Genomic DNA, 17,704 nt, shown 5'->3' with positions numbered 1-17,704 from the left:
TGTGCAAGCGTACGCGCCACGCGATCCACGCCGCGCGCGTAGCCTCGTCAGCGATGATGGCGGGGATGGGGTTCGCGCCGCTCATGCGATTTCCCCTTCGAGCGGGCCAGCGGGCAGGTCGTCGAGGATGGCGAGCGTTTGGCGTAGCTTTTCGGCCTGAGCGCGCGCCGCATCCTTCCAGTGCATCGCGCGGGCACGGGTGGCGCGGGCGAGTCGATCGGCATCGGTGCGGGTGAAGCGGTTGGCACGATGCGCCGCGCCGTGCCCGGTCGCGGTGGCAAAGGCTTTGCCCTTGGCGACCTCGGCCAGATCGAAGGTCATCGGGCCGATGGCGTCCACGACGACGTAAGCGTGCGCGTCGATCACGGCGAACCGCTGATCGGCGGCACGGGTCAGCGCATTGTCGAGCGCGGTTAGGGTGGCGCGAAATTCCGCGCGGATCTTGGGAAGGTCGGTGCGTGTGGTCATGGCCTCGCCTCTGGTTGTGTGAGGCGAGAATTGTGGAGAATTTCTCCACTGTCAAACATAAAGTGGAGAAAAAATCTATTTACACAACTTGCTTGCCTTGGCAACGTCTCGCGGGGAGGGCGAGTCGATGCCTTACAAGTTTACCGATATGGTTGTGCTGGTGGTTGCCAGACTTACCCGCTGCCGCATCGCGACCGCCTACGGGTTGGTGCGATGGCCGTGCATTAAGCTCAAGATGCTGGGCCGCCAGTCGGTTGGCAGGTCATCGAGATCGCCGCGATAGATGAAATCAAGCCCAACCCCATAAAGCGCGGAAATTCTTTCAGCTACTGCTATATCCAAGCCCGCACTGCCTTTCTCGATCTTGGTGAGCGAGCTTCGGTCAACGCCAATGGCGTCCGCGAACTGGGCCTTCGGCAGCCCGAGGTGCTCGCGTATCGCGAAGATGCGAGGGGCAACCTGAACGGGGTGAGACCGTCTTTCGATGAGGGACGCGGCGAGCTTTTTCATATTCCGCACTCTTGGGCTATTTGGAGAGATTCTCCATTGGAGTTTTTCCCATCTTGACGAATGGAGATTTTCTCCATTATCAATCTTGCCATGTCAGAGGATGCCCCCACTATCCCGTCGAGCGTGCGCGAGCTGATCGGGCTTTGGCCCTCTCGCCGCGCCTTGAGCGGTGCAATCGGTGTCAGTGAATCGAGGGTGCATAAATGGGCGCAGGCTGGGACTATTCCGGCGCGCTACCACAAGTGCCTTATCGACGCGGCCCGCAGCCTCGGTTTTGTCGAAGTGACTGCGGATCTGGTCGTCGCACTGCATTCTGCCCCGGCCGTGACCTTCTCGGATGTGCGGGAAAGGGTTGCCTGATGAAGCTGCCCAGCTCCTCAGTCTTGTTCGGCGATGCGCAACAGGGTGCGCACGCAACTCTCGGCATCCCGCAACTCTTCGGGGTACTGAGTCAGGCAGGCGTTGACGAAGTCCCTTTCGGCTTCGGTTCCCGACTCCGCCATCGCGTTCAAGCGATAGGCAGGCGCGGCCTGACGTTCGGCGCAATACCGGATGCGGTCCCACTCGGGGAAGTGCGTGCGATGGCACGCCGTAAGGGCGGGGTAGATGATCATCTGCGTATGCTCGCCGTCGGGATACGCAAGGTTGCGTGCACTGTCGAAGTCGGCACGGTAGCGCTCGACACAACGGTCTGCCCCAGCTCCGGGGCCGCGCAGCGTATTGCAGTAGGACCGCACTTCCCGGCTGTCGAAGGAAATAAAGCTGCCTTGCGCCTGCGCGGCGGTGGCGGCGAGCATCGTCACCATTGCTGCCATCACTCCCAAATTCGCCACGCATTCCTCCTGCAAGCTGCCCGAACGTTCCGCCCACGGTGGCGGGGAGGTCCAAGCTTTGCAAGCGGTGCGTGTGTGGTTCGTGGTGTGGCAAGTGATTTCCCATTCCCAAGCAATGCCCTTCGCGCGGCGCCCCATCACGCGAAATCGCACGAATCCGCTTCGCGCGCTCGTTACAATTCACAGGAGGTCACTCAATGGCGCGCAGGGTGAGGCCCGGCACGATACAGGCGGCGATCGGGGCCGCGTATAAAGGCGCGGGCGGTCTGGAAGCCGTCGCCGCCGATCTGGGCGTGTCCCTGTCAGTGCTGTCTTATGGCACTGAGCTGCGCGAGGATCGCCCTGGCGGGCTGGGGGTGAATTATCTCGACCGCCTCGGCCGGATCGAAGCCGCCGCCGCGTTGCCCGTGGCGCAGCATTTCGCGGCGCTGGCGGGCGGGTTCTTCCAGCCTGTGGACCTCGGCGGGCCGCTGAGCGGGGATATTCACGCCCTCACGCGCGAGTTTTCGGACGTGCTGCAAAAGCACGCCGAAGCGCATTCGGACGCCAGCGAAAACCCGGCCGGGTACACCGCCGCCGAAGCCGCCGCGCAAATCAAGGAAATTGACGAAATGATCGCCGCCGCCTCGCGCCTTCGCGCGGCGATGGTGGCAAAGGCCGAGGGGCGCGCGTGATGCCGGGTTCCTTCGGTCAGACTTCCGGCAGGGCTATCCTGTTGCCTTGCCGGGTTGCCGGGCCGGGGCGCTTGCCCTTGGCCGTCTGCCAACTGCCCCCGGCCTTGTGCCGGGGGGCTTTTGGGGGTGCAGCATGACACGGTTTCCCGACGCCGCCGGGTCGGCGCTTGTGCATTGGGGGCAGGACGCGACCGAGGCCGCGCGGCGGCTGTCCGGTCTGGTCTATGTCGCCACGCCCTACACCAAACTCGCCGCGCCGCGCGGCGTTTTCGATTGGCCGCGCGCCGATGCCGCCGCGCACAAGGCGGCGGGCGCGGTGGCGATGCTCGCCATGCGCGGGGTTTCGGCTGTGTCGCCGATCGTGATCGCGCATTCGGCTTGCGACTGGTGGCACACTCACGTCAACGCGGGCTTTGCCGAGCGGGCGGCGCTGGATGCCATGTTCTGGACCCGCTGGTGTGCGCCGCTGCTGGATGCTGCGCGCATGGTTTACGTGCCCGCAATCGCAGGCTGGCACGAGTCGGACGGGGTCGCTCGCGAGGTCGCCCACGCGCTTTCCGGGTGCAAGCCGGTGATCTTTGAGACGAGCCGCTGGGACGCGCGCAGGCTGGGCATTGCGAGTTTGCAGCCATGACCACGCGGGCGGATCAAGTCGGGAATGCACCGGCGGCGCATTCGGCAGCGGGGCAGGGCGAGGGCTTTGACTTTGAGAGCTTCGTAGATTTCGCCTTTGCCGAGCTGGCCGCGTGCCCGCTGTCCGAGCCGGGGCGGTGCGCGAACCCTGATTGCGCCCGACCGTTCAACGCCGCGCGTGAATGGCAACTCTATTGCAGCCGCGCTTGTCGCGAGGCCGACGAACGCGAGCGGCGGCGGGTCGGCCAGAAGGCCGCGCCCGCTTTGCTGGCGCATCGGCTGGGAAAGTACATCGACAAGCGCAGCGCCGAACAGGACGCCGAGGCGCGCGCGCGCCGCGACCTTTCGGCTGCGGCCCGCCGCTACATCGGACAGTTGCAAAGTGCATGGCTGCACGACCGCAAGGCGCGGGCGATGGCCTCAAGGAGGCGGTGGCAGTGACGGCACAAGCGGCATTCCAAGTGGTCGAGGCGAAAGAGCTGTTTCGCTATCCCATTCCGGTGGGTGTTCGGCTCGAATCCCACGGCTGGTTTCAGTTTCATCATGCGTGGTGGCGCACGTCCGAGTTTCGCCGCGACGCGGATCGCGAAGTGCGGGCGGTGTTTCTGGACCTTCTATGTGCGGCGCAGGATGAAGACCCGGTCGGTACGTTGCCGATGGCGGATCGGGAATTGGCTTGGGTGGCCCGCATGTCACTTGATGACTGGCTGCGCCTGACATCGCGCGACGTCACGCCCTTGCATGGCTGGAAGCCTTGCACGGTGAGCGACGGGCGGATGCGGTTCTATCATCCGAAATTGCTGCAAGTGACCGAGGGCGCGGCACGCATGAAGGTCGAGGCCGAGACGCGCCGGGCCGATGATCGCGAGCGCAAGCGGCTTAAAGAGCTGCCCGACCGCATCCTGCGCGCGGGCGGGTCTCAGCGTCTCGCACAGGATCTCGCGTATATCTGCCGACTCGATCAGTTCCTCTTGGACACGCTTGAGCCGGGGAAGTCGCGGACGGCGGCTCGGGTGCGCGAAGCCATGGAAAAAATGGAACTCGCAGACACGCGGTTCGCGAAATAGCAAAACTTTCCAGAACCTTCCAAAACCTTCCGGCGGAAAGTTTTCGGAACAAAATCGGAAGGAAACCGACGATCCGGGCAGCTTTGCCCGTTTTCTTTGGGGAAAAACCTTCCGGCCTGAGAGGACATGAGAAGAAATGAAATCTCTTAGGACAAAAGCGGCACCGGCAACGCAAACGGAAAAACAGGGCCATGCTTAGAATAGAGGCACTAGGGCATGACCGCAGAAACCAATCGCGACCGGGTGCGCAGGCTGTTGCTTGATGCGCTCGGGTTTCGGTTCCCCAAGAAGATCACCGAGGCAGAAGGGCGGGCGATGCTGGATCGCATCGCTGACGAGCTGGCCTATATGACCGACGAGGCGCTCGCCACGCTGGCGCGGATGCTGCGCGTTCACGGCCAAGGTTCGGCGCGCAACTTCTGGCCAGATCGCGCGACCTTCATCAACTTCGCGCATGTCTGCCAGCCCCTGCCGCTTGAGGCTGACCCCAAGCTGGTGAGCTGGTTCGCCTCGGTCGAGGGCGAGCGGATGGTGCAGGACGGCACGCTGGTCGAGACGTGGGATTACTTTGAGGCCAAGCGGATCCCGCCCGCGACGCCGCAGGCGCGGGCGCTAGTCCTGAGCCGGGCGCAGGAGGCGGCGCGCCGGGTCCAGATCGCGACCGAGAAACAGGCGGCGGGCTGGGCCGTTGAGCCGAATGAGGCCGCTTGGGTGCGCGCCTATCTCGCGCGCCGCGATCGGCTGATCGGGCTTCTGGACAAGGTTCGGGCAGAACGCGGCGCGACGCCGATCACGGGGGCGGCATGAGCAAGCGCAAAGCTGTGAAAGCCGCGCCGCGCCTGCGCGGACCGAAGCCGATCACGCTGTCGGGGGGCGAGCGCCTGCGCGCCGATCCGCAAGCCCCCGCGCGCGGGGCCGAGGCCGTCTCGCGCGAGCGGCTGGCATCCGGGCCGGGCTATGTCCGGGGCGAAGATGATGACGGGCTACGGTTCCGGCGCGCGGACGTCTTCGACCGCATGGAATGGGCGGCGCAGCGGGCAAGGGTCGATTTCTTTCTGACGCCCGGTCAGGTCTCGGCCGGGCGGCGCTACGGCTATCTTGTCGAGCGTGTCGCTAGCGGGCTGTCCGCGCGCTCGACCCTGTCGGCGCTCTTGCCGCAAGGTGGCGCGGGTGGCGGTGAGCTGTCGGCGATGGACTATCATCTGGACGCCGCGCGCCAGTTGGACCGGGCCGTGATCGCCATCGGTCGCGGGGTCGCTAAGCCGGTGCGGCGGGTGCGCCCCTCGGATCGCGGCGGGCCGGATCGCAAGGCCATCACCGATCGCGCGCTGGTCGATGCAGTCGCGCTGCATGGCGAGCCGCTGGACAACGTCTTGCGGGCGCATGGCTGGGGGGTCAAAGGCGCATCGCGTGCGGCGTTGCAGGTCGCCTTGGCGGAAGCGCTAGAGCGCCTGCGTGGCGTTCTTCGGTAGCGGCCGCGAATTTTGACCGTTGACCGCTTAGGTCCGCTGAGGCATGACTTATTACCAAGATGACGAATTACGCCCGCACCGGACATTCCGGCGCGGGCGTTGTCGTTTCCGGGGGTGCGTGATGCTGAATATGGGTGTCGATGCGTCCGATTTCCTGCGCCGTGCCGACGACATGCTGAACCGGCATCTGCCGCAAATCGAGGTCTGGGCGGTCAACTGGACGGCGCAGGATGGTCTGGACGCGCTGAAAGATCACATGCGGGTCACGTTCGACCGCCCGACCCGCTGGACGCTGAATGCCTTCCATGTCTGGCGCGCGACTAAGACCGCGCCCGTCGCCACGGTGCAGGAAAAGGGCCATGTCGCGCGGCGGCATTACCTGAAGGTCCAAAGCGCAGGCGGGCCGAGACCGCAGACCGCGTTGGACAAGCTCTTGTCCGAGCGTGTCGTCTCGGCCGAGATCCTGCATTCGGTCGTGCCTGCCGAGGGCGCGCGGCTCAATGCCTATGGCAACTGGTCACCGGGCGAGCGCAATCAGGCGCTATCCGGGATCGGGGCGCAGCGCGACCGCGCGGCGAATGCCACGGATGCCTCGCGGGCGCGGGGTCTCAGGCGGGGCAGGGCAAGCTATTTCGTGCCGCGCAATGGCGGGCTGTCGCCGGGCATCTGGAAGCGCACCGCAAGCGGCGATCTGTCCAAGGTTGCGCATTTCACCAAGGCCGCGCCGCGCTATGACGCGGCCTTTCACTTCGAGGGCGTCGTCGCCCGCACCTATCGCGACCGGATCGGGATCAACCTGCGCCGGGCCTTCGAGCGGGCGCTCGCAACCGCGCGCTAAGGCCCCCGCCCCCCCCCGTTCGGGTCCTTCCCCCGGAAACCCCGCACGCGGGTTATTCGCGCCCCGGTTGGGGTGGGGGCAGGTCGATCCGTCGAGGGTGCGAATTGGGGTTGTGGTTGTTCTATGACTGAAACGGAAAGCCCGGCGCTGCTGCCGGTCGAGGTCGGCGAGGATCTGGCCGCGCTCATCGCCGCGCATCCCTTGCCCGAGGGCGTCGAGGATGCGGACCTCAACCAGGACGGGGTCGCCTCGGCGTTCAACAAGACGGTCAACACGGTCGCGAAATGGACAAAGGACGGCATGCCCTTCGTGCAAGAGGGCGGGCCGGGCAAGTCCTATGTTTATCGCCTGTCGCATTGCTGGGCTTGGTTTCAGGACCGCGACGCGCGCCTCAAGGCCGAGGCCGCGCACGCATCGAAACAGGTCTCGGCCTTACAGGCGCATTTCCTCGGTCTCGACGTGGATCAGCCCGAGGCGCAACTGTCGTGGAAAGACCGGCAGGAAATGGCGCGGGCTGATCTGATCTATCAGCAAGCCGCGCGTGGGCGGCGCTCGCTGGTGCCGCTCGATGACGTGGTCGAGCTGGCCGAGGCGCTGCTGGTCACGGCGCGCGAGGGGCTGAGCAACCTTGCCGACCGGCTGGAACGCGAGCTGGGCTTGAGTGCGGCGCAGGTCTCGGCGGTGCAGCGCGCGGCGACCGACACGATCAAGAGCATGCGCGCCAAGATCGAACGCGCCGAGCTGGTCGAGCGCGACGACGACGACGGGCTTTTGTGATGGGCGACCCGCGCGCCGTCTCGGAAGCGGGGGCGCTGGACCGGATCAGGCCGCTACCGCCCTTCGCCAGCGCCCGCGACGCCCTGCGCCGGGCTTTGCCTGCGCTGACGCCGCCCGAGCTGATCTCGGTTACCGAGGCGGCGGAAAAGTACATGCACGTCTACACGGGCGAGCAATGGCAGCCGTTCCGCCGCAGCGATGCGCCGTACATGGCCGAGCCGCAGGACGTGATCGCCTCGCGCGACTACCGCGCCGAGGTGTTCGCCGGGCCGTCGCAGACCGGCAAGACGATGATGCTTTTGGGGGCCTCGGTCCACGCGATCTGTTGCCAGCCGGGCCGGGTGGCGCTGTTCCAGATGACGCGCGAGGCGGCGGCGGAATTCGAGCGCAACAAGTGGTCGCCGATGGTGCGCAACTCGCCTGACGTGGCCGAGCGCGTCGATAAGGGCCGGGGCGGCGATAACCAGTATCAAAAGCGCTTCACCGGCGGCACCGAGTTGAGCTTCGACTGGCCGACCGCGACGAAGCTCGCGAGCTTCACCGGCCGTCTTGTGATGGGGACCGATTACGACCGCTGGCCTGACTCGATCGACGGCGAGGGGTCGGGATATGTGATGATGCGCGCGCGGACCCGGACGCTCGGGTCGCGCGGCATGGTGGCGATCGAGTCCTCGCCCGGCCGGGCAATCACGGATGAAAGCTGGCGCGCGCAAACCCCGCATGACGCGCCGCCGGTCTCGGGCGGTGTTCTGGGCCTCTATCCGCAAGGCACGCGGGGACGGTGGTATTGGGATTGCCCGCTTTGCGGGGCTCGCTTCGAGCCGACCTTTGCCCGGCTGCGCTGGGAGAACAGCGCGGACCCGGCGGAATGCGGGGCGACGGCGCGCATGATCTGTCCGCATTGCCGCGACGGGTTCGGGCATGAGCTGAAAGGCGAGTTGAACGCGTCGGGCTATTGGTTGCACGAGGCCAGCGACGGCAAGTCGCTGGTGCGCCTCGGCGATCCGGCCATCCGCAAGACAGACCTTGCGTCGCATTGGTTGGACGGTGCGGCGGCAGGGTTCGCGACCTGGGCGGAAATCGTCGTGTTGTGGGTCAACGCGCTGCAAGCCTTCGAGCGGACGGGCGACGAAGAACAGATCAAGACCGTGACGAACACGGCGATTGGACGGCCCTACCTGCCGCGCCATGCGGGCGCAGAGGGCGAGCTGTCGGTGCAGGGCCTGCGCGACAAGGCGGCGGGCAATGCCACGGCGCAGGGCACGGCCCCGAGCTGGACGCGGTATCTGACGGTGTCGATCGACGTGCAAGGATCGCGGTTTGCGGTCGGGGTCACGGCGTGGGGGCTGGATGGCCGGCACGAACCTGTTGACCGCTTCGACCTGGTCAATCCGCCCGAGGGCGCACCGGGTGGCGCGTCGCGTGGCATCCGGCCCTTCGACGTGGCCGAGGATTGGGCCGTGCTGGACGCGCTGGCGCTGCGCGCGTGGCCGGTGGATGGCACCGACTGGACCCTGCGCCCGGTCGCGCTGGCCGTTGATATGCACGGCGGCGGCTCGACCACGGAACACGCTTATCGATTCTGGCGCGGGCGCAAGAAAGCCGGTCAGGGCAAGTTGTGGTTCCTGACACGGGGCGAGGGTGGCGAACACCGGGACCGGGTTTGGCTGCGCGCGCCCGAGCGTAGCGCGAACAAGCGGCGGCGCGCGGCAAGCGACGTGCAGATCCTGCACATGGCGACGGATCGCCTGAAAGACGCGGTCGCGTCGTCGCTGCGCCTGCCGGAACCGGGGCGGAATTATTGCGGCCTGCCGGAATGGTTCGGCGAAGCCGAGTTGCAGGAGTTCACCGCCGAGCGGCGCGGGCCGAAGGGCTGGGCCAAGAAGCCGGGCATGGTGCGCAACGAATCCTTTGACCACCTGGTGCAGGCCCGCGCGCTGCACATCCAGATCAAGGGCGAGACGATCGCAACCGAGGCCCCGCCGTTCTGGGCGCGGCTCGACGCCGACAACCCCTTCGCGGACTGGACCGGGCCGCAGGGAACAGGCGAGGCGACGACGCCCGCCGCATCGGGCGCACCGGCACCGGCGCGCTGGATCAAGCCGAAAGGGAAATGGCTGAAATGAGTTGGACGCAAGACGATCTGACCGCGATCGAAGCGGCGATCGCCAAAGGTGTGTCGTCGGTGCGCATCGGCGATGAACAGTACACTTTCCGCTCGCTGTCGGAAATGCGTCAGACCCGCGACATGATCCGCGACGGGCTGGCCGGGGCAGGGGGGCGATCGAGGCAGGTTTATCCGCGTCTGGTGAGGCGCCCGGTATGAGGGATACCTTTCTCGACCGGGTGATCGCCTGGGCCTCGCCCACGGCGGGCAATCGGCGGCTGGCCGAACGTCAGTCGATGGCGGCGCGCCGCGCGGCGGCTGACGTGGTGATGCATTACCGCGCGTCCGATCTCGCGCGGCGCTCGGAAAGCCTGCGCGCGGTCGGCGGCGATGCCGACGCGGTGGCGCAGCTTGCGCGCCGGGGTCTTTCCCTGGCAAGCCGCGACGTGATCCGCAACAACCCGACGGCGTCGCGGGCCTTGTCGGTGATCCAGAACAACGTGATCGGCGCGGGCATCGAGCCGCGCCTTGTCACGACGGACAAGGGCTTGCAGCGCGAATGGCGCGACGACGTGCTGCCGCATCTCAGCTCGGTCGCGGTCGATGGCGAGGGCGTCTTGCCGCTGGGCGGCTTGCAGGCGTCCGCGTTCGGGGCGGCGGTCGCCGATGGCGAGGCGCTTATCGTCTGGCCCGAACACGGCGCACGTCACGGGCAAGTGCGGGTTCTCGAAGCCGACTATCTCGACACGCGGATGCAAGGCCCGGTCGGGGCCTCGGGCAACACACTCTATGACGGCATCGAGCGCGACGCTTGGGGGCGCATCGTCGCCTATCATCTGTTTGGCGAGCATCCGGGGTCGCCCGTTCTCGGGTCGAACTGGCGGGGCTTGGAGTCCGAAAGGGTCGATGCAGCGCGCGTGGCGCATCTTTACCGCGTTGACCGGCCGGGACAGCGCCGGGGCGTGAGCTGGTTCGCGCCAGTGCTGGACGATCTGGTCGCGCTTGCCGAGAACGACGAAGCGCAGTTGATGCGCCAGCGGATCGCTGCGTGTTTCTCGGTGTTCTGGCGCACCGACGACATGCAGGGCAACCCGCCGCCTTCCGAACTGGCACCGGGACTTATCCAAGCGATCGGCCAAAACGACGAAGTGTCCTTTGCCAACCCGCCCGAGGTGACGGGATACGACGATTTCACGAAGGTGCATCTGCGCCGCGTCGCGGTCGGCATGGGCATCACCTATGAAAGCCTGACAGGTGACCTGACCGGGGTCAATTTCGCCTCGGGGCGTCTCGGCCGGATCGACATGGGCCAGAATGTCGAGCGCTGGCAATGGCACATGGCCTTGCCGGGCATGTGTCGCCCGACTGGCAACTGGATCTTGAAGGATTGGGCATTCAACGCGGGCGGCTTCGCCGCGATCCGCGCGCTGTCGAAGGCGCGGATCGACTGGACCCCGCCGCCTCCGGTCATGGCAGACCCCAAAACCGAAACGCAAGTTGCCGTGCAGCGCATCGAGGCCGGTCTGGCCTCGCGCCGGGGCGAGATCCGCGCCTCGGGATATGACCCTGACGAAATCGACCGCGAGATCGACGCCGATATGCAGCGCCGCCGCGATCTGGCCGCGCTGAAACAGCCCGGCGCGGCCGTCCAGCTCGGAAATTCCGAAAGCGAAAGGACCCTTGATGCCTGAAATTTACCTGGAAGGGATGGTCGGGGCGCCGCCTTGGCCCGATGAGCCGCATTTTACCGCCGCGACGGTGCGGGCCGAGCTGGCGCGCGCGGGCGGGGATGACGTCACGGTCTATCTGAACTGCCCCGGCGGTCTCGCGACCGAGGGCTTGGCCGTGTTCCACGCCCTGAGCGGCTATTCCGGCAAGGTCTCGGTCGTGGTGTCGGGGATTGCCGCAAGCGCGGGCAGTCTGGTCGCGATGGCGGGCGAAGACATCGTCATGCTGACCGGCGCAATGATGATGATCCACGACCCGGCCGTGCCCTTCATCGAAGGACGCGGCACCGAGGCCGAACATCGCGACATGGCCGACTCGCTCGCGCTCATGTCGCAGGGCTATGCCGAGGTTTACGCGACCCGCGCCGGGATCACCGCCGAGGCCGCGCGCGAGATCATGCGCGCGGAAACGTGGTTCACGGCCGAGGATGCGGTCGCGGCCGGTTTCGCGACCCGCGCCGATGCCTCGGTGGCGTCGGACGCCGCGGCCTTCGCCTATGCCACCTATCACCATTCCCCCCGGCACCTGCTGGCGGGGCCACGGGCTGCAAGCCCGTCACCGCAGGCCGTCATGGCCTGGATTGGCGGGACACCGCCCGCAACACCGCAAATGAAGGAATCCGACATGGACCCGGAAGACGACGACGACCTGACCACGGGGCAGGGTGACGACACGACCGAAGGCGGCGACGCTGCCGACGACACGCCGCCCGCCGGTGGCGATACCCCCGAAGATGACGACGACGCCCAGGGCGACGACGACGCGGCCGAGGATGATGACGACACCGGCCCCGCCGCCGAGGCGTCGGCGATCTGCGCCATTGTCGAAATGAACGGCGGCAGTCTGAGCCAGGCGGGCGACTTCATCGCCCAGGGGATCGGCCTGCGCGGCGTGATCGCCCATTACCAACAGAAAGGACACAACGTGCCGAAACCGACGCGCGGGCCTTCGACCCGCATTCTGCGCGATGAGCGTGAAACCCGCCGCGCGGGGATGACGGCCGCGCTTGCGGCGCAGTTTGCCCGCCGCGATCCGACCGACGATCGCGCGCGGCCGTTCATGTCCATGTCGCTCGTGGAAATGGCGGCGAATGCCTCGGGCTATCGCGGCTCGCTGCGCACCGCCGACGACCGCCTGCGCGTCTTCATGGACATGCATTCGACCTCGGATTTCCCGCTGGCGCTGTCGAACGCGCTCAACAAGGCGCTGGCCGACCGTTACCGCGAGGCCCCGTCGATCTATCGCCAGATCGCCCGCGAGAAGTCGTTCAAGGATTTCCGAGCGCATTCGATCATCCGGCCCGGTGACTTCCCGATGCTGCAAAAGCTGGGCGAGGGCGGCGAGATCAAGGCGGGGACGATCGGGGAATCGGCGGAAGCGGTGACGCTGGTGCCCTATGCCGTGCGCTTCGACGTGACCCGGCAGGTGCTGATCAACGATGACACCGGCGCGATTGCCGACGCGATCGCTGATCAGGGCCGCATGGTCGCGCGGTTCGAGGAAATGACGTTCTTCGCGGTCTGCTTCGGCAATTCGGGGAATGGCCCGACGCTGTCGAACAATCGCGCCGTGTTCAACACGAACGACGGCACCAAGGCGAACGCGGGCGCGGCGATCGGTGTCGATACCCTGGGCACGGGACGCGCCGCGATCCGCAAGCACAAGTCCCTCGGCGGGGCCAGCCTGAACCTGTCGGCGCGTATCCTCCTGGTGTCGCCGGATCAGGAAACGGCGGCCGAGCAAGTCGTGTCGCCGCTCGTTCCCGCCGACGCCGCCAAGGTCAACCCGTTCGCGGGCAAGCTGACGGTGCTGTCCTCGGCCGAACTCAAGGGCAATGGCTGGTATCTGCTGACCGACCCGGCCGACGCCGCGCAATTCGTGTTCGGCTTCCTGGAAGGCGCGAGCGGCCCGCGTATGCGGATGGAAGAACCCTTCGGCCGGTCGGGCATGTCGTGGTCCCTGGAACACGATTTCGCCGCCGGGTCGGCGGGGCGCGTCGGCGGCTGGTTCAATCCGGGCCAGTAACCCGCGCTGATACACAATCAGTGAAGCAAGGGGCGGCGATCGGGCCGCCCTTTTGACATTCGGGCGCGGCCCGAAACCGAAAGGGAAAGAGATGAAGAACTTCATTCAGCCGGGCGAAGTCGTCTCGGTGGTTGCCCCGCGCGCGGTCGCCTCGGGCGAGGGCGTGCTGGTGGGCAAGATCTTCGGCCTTGCCGTGCATGCGGCCGAAAGCGGCGACGCGGTCGAAATCCGCCGTCGGGGTGTTGCGACGCATGCCAAGACGGCGGCGCAGGCTTGGACGGCCGGGGCGGCGCTCTATTGGGATAACACGAATTTCGTGTTCACCACGACCGCCTCGGGCAACACGCTGGTTGGCGCGGCGCTCGCCTCGGCCGAGAGCCCCTCGGCCGAGGGAACTGTCCTTCTGGATGGCGCGATCCGGTGACGCGACTCGCTGACGGTCTGAGCGGTATCGCCGCTGCCGTGATCGGCGGGCCTGTGACCTACACGCCCGAGGGCGGCGCGGCGCGGGTGGTGCAATCCATCCTGCGCCGCACGCCAGTGCGCGCGATCGGTCCCGACGGGGTGGATATGCTCGTCATGTCGCCGAGCTGGCGCGTGCGCGCCGATCTGGTGCCCGAGGTGGCGCGCGATGATCGCGTCGCGGATGCTTCGGGCGCCTATCGCGTCTCCAATGTCTGGCCGCAGGGATCGCCCGCTATTGATGGGCATCTGCTGGTCGAGCTTGAGGCGCTGGAGACATGAGCGCCGAACGCAAGGCGCTGCGCGCTGATCTGCGCGCGGCGGTGGCCTCGGCGATCGCCGAGCACGCGCCGCTCGCCGGGGCCAGGATCGTATCGGCCTGGGCGCAGGACATTTCGCCCGACGCCCTGCCGATCGTGGGGATCGCCGTCCCGACCGAAGGCCGCGAACCGGCCACCATGGACACGATGGCGCAGGATTTCCGCGCCGTCGTCGTCGTCAAGATGAAGGCCAAGGGCCTCAACGGCACGGACGGCCCCGAGGCCGAGAACGCGCTCGATGACGCGGCTATCGCCCTGATCGACCCGATCGAAGCCGCGTTGATGCGCGGCACGGGACCGGCGCGCGACGTCGCGCTGCAATCCTCTGCCATCGACATTTCCGGTACGGGGTCGCCCCGCATCGGAACCCTCACTTTGACATTCGGCGTGCAGAGCTGGTGCGCCCGGATGCAACCTTGAAAGGATAGCCCATGCCTGCCCCCGCCTATTCGATCGCGCCGAAGCTGGCGCATAACGCCACGATCCGCGTCGGCCGGGGTGAGTCCCCGGATTGGACGAAGATCACCGGCTTGCAGAATGTCGAATGGCCCGACCGCATGCCGTCGGATCTCGACATCACCAATCAGGACTCGCCCGGCTTCGCCGAAGAAAACATGCCCGGCATCCTGCCCGCCGTCGACTACGCGATCGACCATCTGCTTGACGATGGGTCGGCGGGCGATACCGCGCTGACCGAGCTGGCCGAGCGCGACCCGGTGACGGCTCTGAAAGAGCTGCACCTTGTCGAGATCGGCGTCGGCGGCAAGACCGTCACCTGCATGGGCTACGTGAAGGAATACAAGCCTGTCGGGCAGCTCAAGGGCGTCGTGATGATGCGCACGACCTGGCGCCTTATGGCGACCGTCGCCAATGCCGCTGCCGGGGGCGGCGCGTGATGCGCGCGCCCGAACTGGTCGCGGTGTTGCTGCGCGATGGCACTCCGTTGCGCTTATGTGCCGATGTGAATGCGCTGTGCGACTTCGAGGCCGAGGTCGCGCGCACCGGTCTCGACCCGCTGCGCGAACTGGCGCGCATCGAGGGCGGCGCGCGCGCCACGCTGACCGCGCAACGCGCGCTGATCTGGGCTTGCGCCAAGGATCACCACGAGGGTCTGACCCCGCGCGACGTTGGCGCGCTGATGCAGACCGACGGCGCGGCGCTGATGGCTGGATTGTCCGAGGCGATGGAACGCGCGGCCCCGGAAAAGTCCGAGGATGATGAGCCGGGAAAGCCGACGCCCCCGGAAGCCTGAAAGATTGGGCCGAGAGCCTTGCCGTGGATTGGATCGCGGCGGGGTTCGATCCGGGGGCGTTCTGGTCACAGACACCGCGTTCCTTGCAGCGGGTGTTCAAGGGGGCTGCGCGGCGGCGCAGCGCGGCGCTGTATGATGCGACGCTCGCCGCATGGATCGGCGAAAACCTTGATCACGAGGGCCTGCGCGATTTCCTCGCCGGGCTGGATGATCGACCGAAGCCGCCACTACCGCCCGAAGCGCAGCGCCACGCGCTGGAAAGCATGGCCCGCTCGATGGCCGTGATCTCGATGGACGATTACCGCGCAAGACTGAGAGGGGAAGCATGACCGGATTTATGGGGCGGTTGCAGGCCCGGCTGGGGTTGGACACGGCGGATTTCAGCCGGGGCCTGCGCGGCGCGCAACAGCAAGCCGACGGCTTCGGGCCGAGGGTCGCCGCGTCGATGCGGCGGCTGACCAGCACGGCGCTGGGAGTGACGGCCATCGGAACGGCAGCCGTCGGCGCAGGCGTTGCCGTGCGCAACTTCCTGCGTGACGTGGCCGCAATCGGGGATCAGGCCGCTATGGCTGGTGTTGACGCCGAGAGCTGGCAGGAATGGGCGCATGTGTTCGAAGCCAATCGCATCCCTGTCGAGCTGATGACTGAGGCGTTCAAGGAATTGAACCTGCGCGCCGACGAATTCGCGGTCACAGGCGGCGGATCGGCTGCCGATGCTTTGCGCCGTCTGGGCTTCGATGCTGGGGACGTCGCGCGGCGTCTCGAAGACCCGTCCGAGCTGCTGCTGGAAATCACCGAGCGGATGCAGGGGCTGGATACGGCGGGCCGCATCCGGGTTGCGGATGAGCTTTTCGGTGGGGCGGCGGGCGAGCGCTTCGTCCAATTGATCAACATGGGTGGCGACGGGATCCGAGAGCTGATTTCGGAGGCCCATGAGTTTGGCAACGTCTTGGAAAACGAGGCGATCACCCGCGCCACGATCCTTGAACGCAAGTTCAGCGAGTTGGCAGACCGCGCGGGCGGTTTCGTGCAAACGATGGCCGTCAATGTGTTCATGGGCGGCTTCGAAACGACAACTGACGCGCTTGAGCGTATGTTCGGTTCGATCGAGAACGCCCGTTCGATTCTCGGCGATGACTGGGTCGAACGCTTGACGGCGGATGTTGAAGAATTCGCCGAGGAAGCAAGTGAGGGAGTCGGCGACGCTGCCATGGCCTTTGCAGCGGTCAGGAATGCGGTCGCCGACGCCCGCCCCGAGCTTGAGTATTTTGCGCGAGCTTTGCGCAATGCCAATGAGATCGGCGCGGAACAGGTCTTGCGCGATCTGATCACCGAGGCGGACACGCTACAAGAGAGATTCGCGGCTGGTACGATCTCCGCCGGTGAATACAGCGATGAGGCCGAGCGCCTCGCTAATCGTATCAAGGCAATCGCCGATCAATTCGAAGACATGGATGGTGTCAGCCTGTCGGGGCTGATCGGGCGCATCAACACGCTAACGGAAGCCGTGACCCGGCTCGGCGAGCGAGCAGCCGAGGCTCGCGAGGCAATGCCGGGCGGTCGCGCGCCGGGCATGGATCAGGGGGTTCCGCTTTTCGACCAGGACACTCCCTTGATGCCGCAGGACTATCTGGGCGGCCGTCGCGCCAGCGCGCCGCCCCCCGCGCCGAACGAGGGCCATTCCGCCTATGACTCGCTGTCGAGTACCGGATCGGGCGGCGGTGGAAGTGCCTCGCCCTCGGGCTACGCCGGGGCCGTTGCCGACATTCGCGCGCGCACCGAGGCATTGCAGGCCGAGGCTGTGGCGCTGGCCGAGGTTGCCGCCTCGGGGCAGGACTATGGCGACGCGGCCGAATACGCCGCTGTCCGCGCCGAAATGCTGGCCGAGGCACAGGCCGAGGGTCGCGAGATCACGCCCGAGCTGCGCGCCGAAATCGACGGCATGGCGCAAGCCTATGTCTCTGCCGGTCAGCGGGTCGAGGATTTGACCGAGGCATTGGAGCGCCAGCACGAGGCGGGTCAGCGCGGGGCGTCTGCGCTCACCGACGTCTTTATGGCGGCAATGGATGGGGCGGACGCGGGCCGCGCGGCGATCGCGCGGCTGATCATGGAGCTGGCGCGGATGCAGGCCATGCGCGCGTTTCAGGGGCTGGCGTCCAGCGGCGGTATCTTCGGCAGTCTGTTGCAGGTGCTTGGCATCGGTCTCGGAAAGAACGCGCGCGGGACGGAAAGCTGGCGCGGCGGTCTGTCGCTGGTGGGCGAGGAAGGCCCCGAGCTGATCAACCTGCCCACGGGCGCGCAGGTGACGCCCGCTCTGGAAACGGCCCGCCTTGCTCGCGAGGCGGCGCGTGGTGGGGCCGGTGGCCGGCTTCATGTGTCGATCGGGTTCGATGAAACCACGGGCGGCTTCAAAGCCAGTGTCTTGTCCGAGGCGGGGGCGATGATGGCGCAGGGGTTCCAGCAAATGAACAACGCGCTTCCCGGTCGCGTGCGCGAGATCAACCGCAACCCGAGGCAGCGCTGATGGCCTGTTGTCCC

23 protein-coding genes are annotated in these 17,704 nt (G+C 66.8%); 20 read left to right on the top strand and 3 right to left on the bottom strand.

Features of this window, described 5'->3' with window-relative positions; all coding sequences use genetic code 11:
• Positions 1 to 81 precede the first annotated feature (81 nt).
• Positions 82 to 468 (bottom strand): hypothetical protein, encoded by a 387-nt coding sequence (locus tag JI664_RS03635; protein ID WP_207012357.1) that lies wholly within the window; start codon positions 466 to 468, stop codon positions 82 to 84.
• Positions 469 to 666: 198 nt separating this feature from the next.
• Positions 667 to 978, bottom strand: a complete 312-nt coding sequence (locus JI664_RS03630) for a helix-turn-helix domain-containing protein (RefSeq protein ID WP_207012356.1) — start codon at positions 976 to 978, stop codon at positions 667 to 669.
• Positions 979 to 1,038: 60 nt separating this feature from the next.
• On the opposite strand from JI664_RS03630, the gene JI664_RS03625 reads away from it, so the two are divergent.
• Complete coding sequence (locus tag JI664_RS03625; protein WP_207012355.1) at positions 1,039 to 1,338, top strand: hypothetical protein; 300 nt, start codon at positions 1,039 to 1,041, stop codon at positions 1,336 to 1,338.
• A gap of 17 nt (positions 1,339 to 1,355) precedes the next feature.
• On the opposite strand, the gene JI664_RS03620 is transcribed toward JI664_RS03625, so the two are convergent.
• On the bottom strand, positions 1,356 to 1,811 hold the full coding sequence (locus tag JI664_RS03620; protein ID WP_207012354.1) for a hypothetical protein: 456 nt from the start codon (positions 1,809 to 1,811) through the stop codon (positions 1,356 to 1,358).
• A 197-nt stretch (positions 1,812 to 2,008) separates the two neighbouring features.
• Between JI664_RS03620 and JI664_RS03615 the strand changes: the two genes are divergently transcribed.
• From JI664_RS03615 to JI664_RS03525, 19 genes are all read left to right on the top strand, one after another.
• Positions 2,009 to 2,485 (top strand): hypothetical protein, encoded by a 477-nt coding sequence (locus tag JI664_RS03615; protein WP_207012353.1) that lies wholly within the window; start codon positions 2,009 to 2,011, stop codon positions 2,483 to 2,485.
• 133 nt (positions 2,486 to 2,618) lie between these two features.
• The gene (locus tag JI664_RS03610; protein ID WP_207012352.1) at positions 2,619 to 3,119 is read left to right on the top strand and encodes a DUF1937 family protein; all 501 of its coding nucleotides are present in this window, start codon (positions 2,619 to 2,621) and stop codon (positions 3,117 to 3,119) included.
• Positions 3,116 to 3,559: a hypothetical protein gene (locus tag JI664_RS03605; RefSeq protein WP_207012351.1), complete on the top strand. Its 444-nt coding sequence runs from the start codon at positions 3,116 to 3,118 to the stop codon at positions 3,557 to 3,559. Before JI664_RS03610 ends, JI664_RS03605 begins: the two co-directional genes overlap by 4 nt.
• The gene (locus tag JI664_RS03600; RefSeq protein WP_207012350.1) at positions 3,556 to 4,185 is read left to right on the top strand and encodes a hypothetical protein; all 630 of its coding nucleotides are present in this window, start codon (positions 3,556 to 3,558) and stop codon (positions 4,183 to 4,185) included. Before JI664_RS03605 ends, JI664_RS03600 begins: the two co-directional genes overlap by 4 nt.
• Before the next feature lie 216 nt (positions 4,186 to 4,401).
• Positions 4,402 to 4,992 (top strand): hypothetical protein, encoded by a 591-nt coding sequence (locus tag JI664_RS03595; protein WP_207012349.1) that lies wholly within the window; start codon positions 4,402 to 4,404, stop codon positions 4,990 to 4,992.
• On the top strand, positions 4,989 to 5,657 hold the full coding sequence (locus JI664_RS03590) for a hypothetical protein (RefSeq protein ID WP_207012348.1): 669 nt from the start codon (positions 4,989 to 4,991) through the stop codon (positions 5,655 to 5,657). Before JI664_RS03595 ends, JI664_RS03590 begins: the two co-directional genes overlap by 4 nt.
• A gap of 121 nt (positions 5,658 to 5,778) precedes the next feature.
• Positions 5,779 to 6,495, top strand: a complete 717-nt coding sequence (locus JI664_RS03585; protein ID WP_207012347.1) for a hypothetical protein — start codon at positions 5,779 to 5,781, stop codon at positions 6,493 to 6,495.
• A gap of 123 nt (positions 6,496 to 6,618) precedes the next feature.
• A complete protein-coding gene (locus JI664_RS03580) occupies positions 6,619 to 7,272 on the top strand; it encodes a terminase small subunit (RefSeq protein ID WP_207012346.1) in 654 nt (217 codons plus the stop codon).
• Positions 7,272 to 9,398, top strand: coding sequence for a terminase gpA endonuclease subunit (locus JI664_RS03575; protein WP_207012345.1), 2,127 nt, complete (start codon positions 7,272 to 7,274; stop codon positions 9,396 to 9,398). The genes JI664_RS03580 and JI664_RS03575 overlap by 1 nt, the downstream gene beginning before the upstream one ends.
• Entirely contained in the window at positions 9,395 to 9,598 is a 204-nt protein-coding gene (locus JI664_RS03570) for a phage head-tail joining protein (RefSeq protein WP_207012344.1), read from the top strand. Before JI664_RS03575 ends, JI664_RS03570 begins: the two co-directional genes overlap by 4 nt.
• On the top strand, positions 9,595 to 11,070 hold the full coding sequence (locus JI664_RS03565) for a phage portal protein (protein ID WP_207012343.1): 1,476 nt from the start codon (positions 9,595 to 9,597) through the stop codon (positions 11,068 to 11,070). The genes JI664_RS03570 and JI664_RS03565 overlap by 4 nt, the downstream gene beginning before the upstream one ends.
• The gene (locus tag JI664_RS03560; RefSeq protein WP_207012342.1) at positions 11,063 to 13,132 is read left to right on the top strand and encodes a head maturation protease, ClpP-related; all 2,070 of its coding nucleotides are present in this window, start codon (positions 11,063 to 11,065) and stop codon (positions 13,130 to 13,132) included. The genes JI664_RS03565 and JI664_RS03560 overlap by 8 nt, the downstream gene beginning before the upstream one ends.
• 91 nt (positions 13,133 to 13,223) lie before the next feature.
• Positions 13,224 to 13,556: a DUF2190 family protein gene (locus tag JI664_RS03555; RefSeq protein ID WP_207012341.1), complete on the top strand. Its 333-nt coding sequence runs from the start codon at positions 13,224 to 13,226 to the stop codon at positions 13,554 to 13,556.
• Positions 13,553 to 13,876: a head-tail joining protein gene (locus JI664_RS03550; protein ID WP_349768679.1), complete on the top strand. Its 324-nt coding sequence runs from the start codon at positions 13,553 to 13,555 to the stop codon at positions 13,874 to 13,876. Before JI664_RS03555 ends, JI664_RS03550 begins: the two co-directional genes overlap by 4 nt.
• Positions 13,873 to 14,334 (top strand): hypothetical protein, encoded by a 462-nt coding sequence (locus tag JI664_RS03545; protein WP_207012340.1) that lies wholly within the window; start codon positions 13,873 to 13,875, stop codon positions 14,332 to 14,334. Before JI664_RS03550 ends, JI664_RS03545 begins: the two co-directional genes overlap by 4 nt.
• An 11-nt stretch (positions 14,335 to 14,345) precedes the next feature.
• Positions 14,346 to 14,810, top strand: a complete 465-nt coding sequence (locus JI664_RS03540) for a hypothetical protein (protein ID WP_207012339.1) — start codon at positions 14,346 to 14,348, stop codon at positions 14,808 to 14,810.
• Entirely contained in the window at positions 14,810 to 15,166 is a 357-nt protein-coding gene (locus JI664_RS03535) for a hypothetical protein (protein WP_207012338.1), read from the top strand. Before JI664_RS03540 ends, JI664_RS03535 begins: the two co-directional genes overlap by 1 nt.
• Positions 15,167 to 15,189: 23 nt before the next feature.
• On the top strand, positions 15,190 to 15,495 hold the full coding sequence (locus tag JI664_RS03530; protein WP_207012337.1) for a hypothetical protein: 306 nt from the start codon (positions 15,190 to 15,192) through the stop codon (positions 15,493 to 15,495).
• Positions 15,492 to 17,690, top strand: a complete 2,199-nt coding sequence (locus JI664_RS03525) for a hypothetical protein (protein ID WP_207012336.1) — start codon at positions 15,492 to 15,494, stop codon at positions 17,688 to 17,690. The genes JI664_RS03530 and JI664_RS03525 overlap by 4 nt, the downstream gene beginning before the upstream one ends.
• Positions 17,691 to 17,704: the final 14 nt, after the last annotated feature.

It is taken from the genome of Rhodobacter sp. NTK016B (assembly GCF_017303295.1).
In the GTDB taxonomy this organism is placed as follows: domain Bacteria; phylum Pseudomonadota; class Alphaproteobacteria; order Rhodobacterales; family Rhodobacteraceae; genus Pararhodobacter.
This window is presented reverse-complemented; position numbering and strand designations above follow the sequence as displayed.

Coding starts and splice junctions, on each gene's coding strand:
- JI664_RS03635 (WP_207012357.1), bottom strand. CDS start 468: ATGACCACACGCACCGACCTTCCCAAGATCCGCGCGGAATTTCGCGCC.
- JI664_RS03630 (WP_207012356.1), bottom strand. CDS start 978: ATGAAAAAGCTCGCCGCGTCCCTCATCGAAAGACGGTCTCACCCCGTT.
- JI664_RS03625 (WP_207012355.1), top strand. CDS start 1,039: ATGGAGATTTTCTCCATTATCAATCTTGCCATGTCAGAGGATGCCCCC.
- JI664_RS03615 (WP_207012353.1), top strand. CDS start 2,009: ATGGCGCGCAGGGTGAGGCCCGGCACGATACAGGCGGCGATCGGGGCC.
- JI664_RS03610 (WP_207012352.1), top strand. CDS start 2,619: ATGACACGGTTTCCCGACGCCGCCGGGTCGGCGCTTGTGCATTGGGGG.
- JI664_RS03605 (WP_207012351.1), top strand. CDS start 3,116: ATGACCACGCGGGCGGATCAAGTCGGGAATGCACCGGCGGCGCATTCG.
- JI664_RS03595 (WP_207012349.1), top strand. CDS start 4,402: ATGACCGCAGAAACCAATCGCGACCGGGTGCGCAGGCTGTTGCTTGAT.
- JI664_RS03590 (WP_207012348.1), top strand. CDS start 4,989: ATGAGCAAGCGCAAAGCTGTGAAAGCCGCGCCGCGCCTGCGCGGACCG.
- JI664_RS03585 (WP_207012347.1), top strand. CDS start 5,779: ATGCTGAATATGGGTGTCGATGCGTCCGATTTCCTGCGCCGTGCCGAC.
- JI664_RS03580 (WP_207012346.1), top strand. CDS start 6,619: ATGACTGAAACGGAAAGCCCGGCGCTGCTGCCGGTCGAGGTCGGCGAG.
- JI664_RS03575 (WP_207012345.1), top strand. CDS start 7,272: ATGGGCGACCCGCGCGCCGTCTCGGAAGCGGGGGCGCTGGACCGGATC.
- JI664_RS03570 (WP_207012344.1), top strand. CDS start 9,395: ATGAGTTGGACGCAAGACGATCTGACCGCGATCGAAGCGGCGATCGCC.
- JI664_RS03565 (WP_207012343.1), top strand. CDS start 9,595: ATGAGGGATACCTTTCTCGACCGGGTGATCGCCTGGGCCTCGCCCACG.
- JI664_RS03560 (WP_207012342.1), top strand. CDS start 11,063: ATGCCTGAAATTTACCTGGAAGGGATGGTCGGGGCGCCGCCTTGGCCC.
- JI664_RS03555 (WP_207012341.1), top strand. CDS start 13,224: ATGAAGAACTTCATTCAGCCGGGCGAAGTCGTCTCGGTGGTTGCCCCG.
- JI664_RS03545 (WP_207012340.1), top strand. CDS start 13,873: ATGAGCGCCGAACGCAAGGCGCTGCGCGCTGATCTGCGCGCGGCGGTG.
- JI664_RS03540 (WP_207012339.1), top strand. CDS start 14,346: ATGCCTGCCCCCGCCTATTCGATCGCGCCGAAGCTGGCGCATAACGCC.
- JI664_RS03535 (WP_207012338.1), top strand. CDS start 14,810: ATGCGCGCGCCCGAACTGGTCGCGGTGTTGCTGCGCGATGGCACTCCG.
- JI664_RS03525 (WP_207012336.1), top strand. CDS start 15,492: ATGACCGGATTTATGGGGCGGTTGCAGGCCCGGCTGGGGTTGGACACG.